Annotated in this window: 3 protein-coding genes; all 3 read right to left on the reverse strand. The window is 63.2% G+C overall.

Annotated elements, in window-relative coordinates; genetic code table 11:
* Positions 1-49 precede the first annotated feature (49 nt).
* The gene (locus tag OC610_RS19015) at positions 50-3,736 is read right to left on the reverse strand and encodes a translocation/assembly module TamB domain-containing protein (protein ID WP_264429836.1); all 3,687 of its coding nucleotides are present in this window, start codon (positions 3,734-3,736) and stop codon (positions 50-52) included.
* Entirely contained in the window at positions 3,733-5,460 is a 1,728-nt protein-coding gene (locus OC610_RS19020; RefSeq protein ID WP_264429837.1) for an autotransporter assembly complex protein TamA, read from the reverse strand. Before OC610_RS19020 ends, OC610_RS19015 begins: the two co-directional genes overlap by 4 nt.
* Positions 5,461-5,525: 65 nt before the next feature.
* The gene (locus OC610_RS19025; protein ID WP_264429838.1) at positions 5,526-6,170 is read right to left on the reverse strand and encodes a GNAT family N-acetyltransferase; all 645 of its coding nucleotides are present in this window, start codon (positions 6,168-6,170) and stop codon (positions 5,526-5,528) included.
* Positions 6,171-6,208 lie beyond the last annotated feature (38 nt).

The raw sequence follows: 6,208 nt of genomic DNA on the forward strand, positions 1-6,208 counted from the left end.
TCGCGAGCAAGCTCGCTCCCACAAGGGGATTTTGTTTTTTGGGAAGGGATCAGAAATCGCGCTTGTAGAAGATATCCAGCGAACTGGCGACGCCACTCGCGGCTTCGAGGTAGACCTTCTTGCTCAGCTTGTAGCGCAACGCGATGGTATTGGCCGGCTCGAACACACCCACGCCGTAGCGCAGGCTGAGTTTTTCCGACAGGTTGCCACTGGCGACCACGCTGGTGTCGTTGCCGCTGCCCTGGGTGTCGAGCTGGAAATCCTTGATCCCCAGGTTGTTGCCCAGGCTGGTAGTCACGCCGGCGCTGCCCATCAAGCCCAGGCCCAGCGCGGCCTGGGCGAGCATGTTGTTGTCCTCGCCGGTGGTGCTCAACGGTCGGCCCAGCACCAGGTAGGACAACGCCTGTTCCTGGCTCATGGCCGGCTCCGAGAAAATCTGCGTGGTCGGTTGCTCGGCGCTGCCGCTCAAACGAATACCGGCGATCACATCGTCGGTCTGGCGGATCGCCTCGATGTCCAGGTATGGCTGGTCAATCGGCCCGGCAAACAGCAATCGCGCCCGGCGTACCGTCAGCCGTTGTCCGTAGGCCCGGTATTTTCCATCGTTGAGCCAGAGCTCGCCGCGCGTGTCCATGTTGTCGCCGATGTGGACCTGGCCTTGGACGTTGGCCGTCAGGCCAAAACCCGAGAAGGCGAGTTTTTCCTGGCCGACGATGACATCGATGTCCATCGCCATGGCCATTGGCGCCTTGCCCTCTTCGGTCTGGTGGCCGACGATCACCGTGTCATCCGATACCTTGACCGTGGACGGCGGCAGCTCGCGAATGGTGATCTCGCCCTTGGGCACCAAGATCTTGCCGGCAATCGAAAGTCGTTCGCCCTGCATCGTGATGTTCAGGTCCGGCGCCACGTCCAGCACCGCGTAGGGTTCGACAGTGACCGGCAGTTGCGAGCCCTTGAGGGCCAGGTCCAGGGTCAGTGCCTCGCCCCAGCCAATGCTTCCGGTCAGGCTGCCCTGCCCGCTCTTGCCACTTTTCCAGGCGCCATCGAGCCTTACCGTATCACCGGCGATCATGGCCCGCAGCTGCAGGGCTTCGAGGCTGATCGGCAGTTCCGGGCCGGACACTTCGCCGTCGCTGAGCACCAGGTTGCCGTTGACCTGGGGCGCGAGCAATCCACCGGACAGCGTGCCGCTGCCATTCAGATGGCCGGTCAGGGTTTCCACCATTGGCACGAACGGCCGGGCCACCGACAGGTCCAGACCATTGAGTCGGAAGGAGCCGCTCAAAGGCTTGCTGGCCGGCAACGGGTTGATCCGCGCCTGGAGCGTCAGCTCACCCAGCCTCGCGCCGACGAAACTGATATCGGTATCGATGCGCGTCGGCGTCAGGCGGCTGTTGAGCGTCAGGGTCTGGTAGGGGAAATCCAGCCATTGCCCCTTGTCCTGCTCCTTATCTCGAATCCGCAAAGTACCGCCGCTGGCATCCACCAACACGCGGCCGTTCGGGCCGTTGGCCGGCAGGTCCAGTTGCAGGTCGGCATTGAGCTGGCCTCGCCAGCCGAAGTCCTTGGGCATCCACTGGGCCAGGCTTTCGATGGGGAACTGTTTGAGGTGATAGCGCAATTTCGGTTCCGGCATCAGCCGCTGGTCCTCGCCACACAGGCTCGCTTGACCAGACCGCCAACAGTGCGCACCGAAGTTCAGCGTACCGTTGGCCAGGCGCTCCAGTTTCGCCGGCGCCTGCAAGCGCCAGGTTTGCCCGCCGACCTGCACGTCGCCGCTGGCGAGGCGTCCGCGCCAGTTGCCTTGGTCGAGCGAACCGTCGAGGGCCAAGGTGGTTTCCAACTGGGACCCTTGCAAGTCGAGATTGAGCTTCTGTTGCTTGATGTCGCCCTGACCGCTGACTGTCAACACGCCCAGCGACGTTTCGCCGGCCCGGATGCCACTTGCCTTCAGGTCGACCTTGCCCCGCTGCCCGCTGTCGAGCGTCGCGTCCAGGTTCAGGCTTTGCAGGCGGTTGTCCTGGAAAGCCAGTTGCGTGCCTTGCAGGTCAAGCTTACCTTGGGGCGCCTTGAGGGTGCCGGCCAGATCGACGCGGCCGGTGACTTGGCCGCGCAGTTGTGGCCAGAGTTGGGCCAGCCTGGACAGCTTGATGTCGATCCGGCCGCCCAGTTTCTGCTGCAGGCTGCCCGTGCCGTTGATGCGGTTGTCACCCAGGCGAATGTCCAGCGCGCCGACGTCCCATTGTTCGCCGGCGCCGCTGGCCTTGGCCTGGAACAGCGCCGGCTGGCCGCGCAGCTTGCCCTTGAGGTCCAGGTCCGCGTCGAGCTCGAGGCGCTCGTTTTTCATCGCCCCCTTGCTGCGCAACGGCCCGGCCAGCGTGCCGGGCAGTTCACCGAGCCAATACGCCGGGTTGATGGCCGACAATTGCAGCGCCGTATCCCAGGCGATGCCGTCGGCAAATTGCAGGCTCAAGTGCCCTTCGGCCTTGCCCTGCCCAGCGGCAAGCTTGAGCTGTGGCAAATGGATCTGCGTCAGGTCGCCACTGAACGGGCTGTCCAGGCTGAACGCCCCGGCCGGACCGTCCAACGCCGCCTGGAAGTTACCGAGGTATTTGCCATCGGTGTACGAGACTTCGCCGGTGAAACGGCGCAGCGTGACTTGCGGTTCGTCGATCAGCGGATAGAGGCGATGCCAGGGAAAATCCAGCCAGGCGATTTTCGCTTCGGCGCTCAGGCCTTCGCGCCAATCCAACTGCCCGCTGAGCTTGAGGCTTTGCTGGTCGCCCGCCTCCAGGTCGAGGCCAGCGATTTGTGCGCCATTGGCGTCAACCTTGCCTTGCAACAGCAACGCCACCGGTCCTTTTTCAGCGGGAAGGGTCGCCTTGCCTAGCAGTTGATAGCCGTTTTTCAGGTTGCCTTCGCCGGTCAGTTCCAACTGATTCAGCAGCAGTGTGTCCGGTAGATCGGCACTGGCCTTGAAACCGTCGGCGGTGATGCGCACCTTGGCCGGCAGGTTGTCGGCCAGGGGTTGCAGCTCGCCACTGAGGTGGCCTTGCAGATAACCGCTGCTGTCGGCGGTCAAGTTGAGGGTCTTGAGCAACTCGCCGTCGACTTTGAGCTCCAGCGCCCAAGGCGTCGCACCCGGTGCCGGCAGCGTCAGTTGACCCGCCGCACTCAGCGCCCAGTTCCCACGCGGCTGCAACAGGCCGGACAGCTTCAGGCTCAATTCGTCGCGCTGCAGTTGCACCGAGTCGACCTGCAAACCCTCGGCCGTCCAGTGCGCCGCCAGTTGCAAACCCTTGAGCTGTTCCGTGCCGTTGAACGACAGGCTGCCCACCTGGACGTCGCCCAGCTCGATCGCCAGTGGCAAGTCCAGGTCCGGCAGGCTGATCGGACCGCCGCTTGGCTCATCGGAAGAGGCCGGCAGTTGCAAGGCGATGTTGTCGGCCTTGAGCTGATCGATGCACAGGGTCATGCGCAACAGGCACGACGGCGACCAGGCGAATATCGGCTGATTAAGTTCGACCCGGCTGGCGTCCTGTTGCCACAGCACCCGGTCGGCGCTCCATTGGCCGCCCAACCGTCCCTGGAAATTCTCCACGGTCAGACCCGGCACCAGGCCGAGGGCCCAGCGGCTGCCGAATGCCGTGCCCAGCAGGATGCTCAAGGCCAACGCGACGGTCACCAACAGCCCGCCGAGCGCCAGCAAGGTTACTTTCAAACCGCGATTCACAACTCAGGCCCCATGGAAAAGTGCAATCGAATGCCGCCCTCGTCGTCCAGCGCGTGGGCCAGGTCGAGGCGGATCGGGCCGACCGGCGACACCCAGCGCACGCCGATGCCCACGCCGGTCTTGAGGCTCGGCAGGTCGAGGCTGTTGAAAGAGTTGCCCTGGTCAACGAAGGTCGCCACCCGCCACTTTTCCGCAACCGAATATTGATACTCGAGGCTGCCGGCCACCATGTAGCGCCCGCCGATGCGATCACCTTCGGCGTTCTCCGGCGACAGGCTCTGGTAGTCGTAGCCGCGCACGCTCTGGTCGCCACCGGCGAAAAATCGCAGGGACGGTGGAATGGACGTGTAGCCGTTGGTTGCGCTGCCACCGATCTGGGCCCGTGCCAGGAAACGATGCTTGTCGAACACCGTGGTCAGGCCCTTGACCATGGCGGTGCCGTATAAAAGGTTATTGTCCGAGCCCAGCCCTTCCTTGGCGACCTTGGTGTCGAATTGCAGGCGATAGCCATGGTGCGGGTCGATACGGTTGTCGCTGCGCAGGTATGAATAGCTGACGCCTGGCATCAGCAATGTGCTCAGGCCGGAATCGTCGCCGAGACGGTATTCCTCGCGCTGCCACTTGAGCGACACCACCCGCTGCCAGCCGCTGGGCAACTTGCTGTGCCATTCCGGCCCTACGGTCAGCAACTTACTAAGGGTGTCGGTGCCGGCCAGTTCTTCGTATTGATAACCACCGGCGTAGCGCAGCTTGTCGGTGAGCGGTGGGTCCAGCGGCACGTCGTACCAGAGGCCGACGTTCTGCCGGGGCGCCGAGACTTCCGCTTCCCAACCGTAGCTGTGCCCTTGCGGATTGACCCAGTGACGCGTCCAGTTGGCCTTGGCCCGTGGCCCGACGTCGGTGGAAAAACCCAGCCCCAACCCCATGGTGCGAGGCTTGCGTGTGTCGAGCTTGACCGCGACCGGAATGATGTTGTCGGTGGCCGCGGTGGGTGCCGCATCGACCCGGACGCCCTCGAAATAGCCGCTCGATTGCAAGGCCTGGTTGAGTTCGGCGATGAGTTCGGAGTCATAGGGCGTGCCGGCCTTGAACGGCACCATGCGTTGCAGCAGGTCTTCGTCGAAGGGTGTGTCGCCTTCGAAACCGACCGGACCCAGGGCATAGCGTGGGCCGCTGTCGTAGATCAACTCGATGTCGGCAATGCCGGCTTGCGGGTCCACACGCAACATCTGGCTGACGAATCGCCCACTGAAAAAGCCATAACGCGAAGCCTGGTTCAGGATCGATCGCTTGGCGTCTTCATAGCGACCATGATTGAGCACCGCGCCGGGTTTGAGCCCTGCATTGTCTGGCACGCGGAAGCCCTTGAGCGACGCCGCCGGACCGTCGATGCGGATCGTGACATTGCGCAAGTGCACCGGCTCGCCGGGGTCGATGGACAGGATCAGGCGCGGCGCCTTGCCCGTCGTGACCTCGCTGTCGATCTGCGGCTGGTAATAGCCCAGCGCCTGGGCCGCTTTGCGTGCCTGTTCCTCGGCGCCGCGACTGAAGCGCAGCAACGCCTCTTCGTCACGATCGCCCACACCACCGATGTAGCCTTCTACGTTGGCCTTGAGTTCATCATTGGACGGTTTGACCCGCACATCCAATTCACTTTGTGCCAGCGCCACGCAGCTGAGAGACAGCAAGAGCGCGCCACCGGTCATTCGTCCTGGGAAATTCATGGCGCGGATGCTATCACGAGGTTGGGAGCCTGATAGAGCCAGACGATTCCCAAAAGTTCGTCTGACTAAGCCGTCGCGCTCTGCAGGACCTGCGGGTTCGCATGAAAGAAAACATGCTCGCGGATCGGTCCTACCGCAATTTCGCCAATTTCCTCATAACCCTGGCGTTTATAAAATTCGAGATAACGGGGATTTCCAGTGTCCAGCACCACGCCTTGGGAATGCTCGTCCACGGCACACCAGTTGTGCACCGCCTCGAGCAACTGTTCGCCGTAGTGTTTGCCCTGGAATTGCGGATGAACGCCCAGCAATGGCAATACGTGCACCGCGTCCGACGGCAGGCAGGCCAGCACGGCGGCGTGATAGTCCAGGTACCGTCGGGTACAGCGCAACCCCGTGCTCAAGACCATGCGCAGGCGCCAGGCCCAACTCTCGGTAATGCCCAGGCGCCGCTGCGGCGGGGCGATCAGGGCGATGCCTATCAGGCGGTCGTTGACCAGCAGGCCGATGGCCGGCAGGTCCTGGAGGAAATGCTGCTTGACCAGTTCACGCACGGTCGCCCGTACCCGCTGTTCATAACCGGGACGCTCGGACTCGAACAGGTAGCTGAAGGTCGGCTCATGGCGATAGGCCTGGTAGAGCAACGAACGGGCTTCGCGGGAATAGCCGCTGTCGAGCATATGGATATCGGCGATGGCGGTTTCAGGCATGGCGTTGCGTCTCCTGGAGGCGAGGCTTGGGACTGAGC

Source organism: Pseudomonas agronomica (assembly GCF_025917275.1).
GTDB lineage: Bacteria > Pseudomonadota > Gammaproteobacteria > Pseudomonadales > Pseudomonadaceae > Aquipseudomonas > Aquipseudomonas agronomica.

Bases quoted from the DNA above. Each gene is read 5' to 3' on its own strand.
- OC610_RS19020 (WP_264429837.1), bottom strand. From the start codon at position 5,460: ATGAATTTCCCAGGACGAATGACCGGTGGCGCGCTCTTGCTGTCTCTC.
- OC610_RS19025 (WP_264429838.1), bottom strand. From the start codon at position 6,170: ATGCCTGAAACCGCCATCGCCGATATCCATATGCTCGACAGCGGCTAT.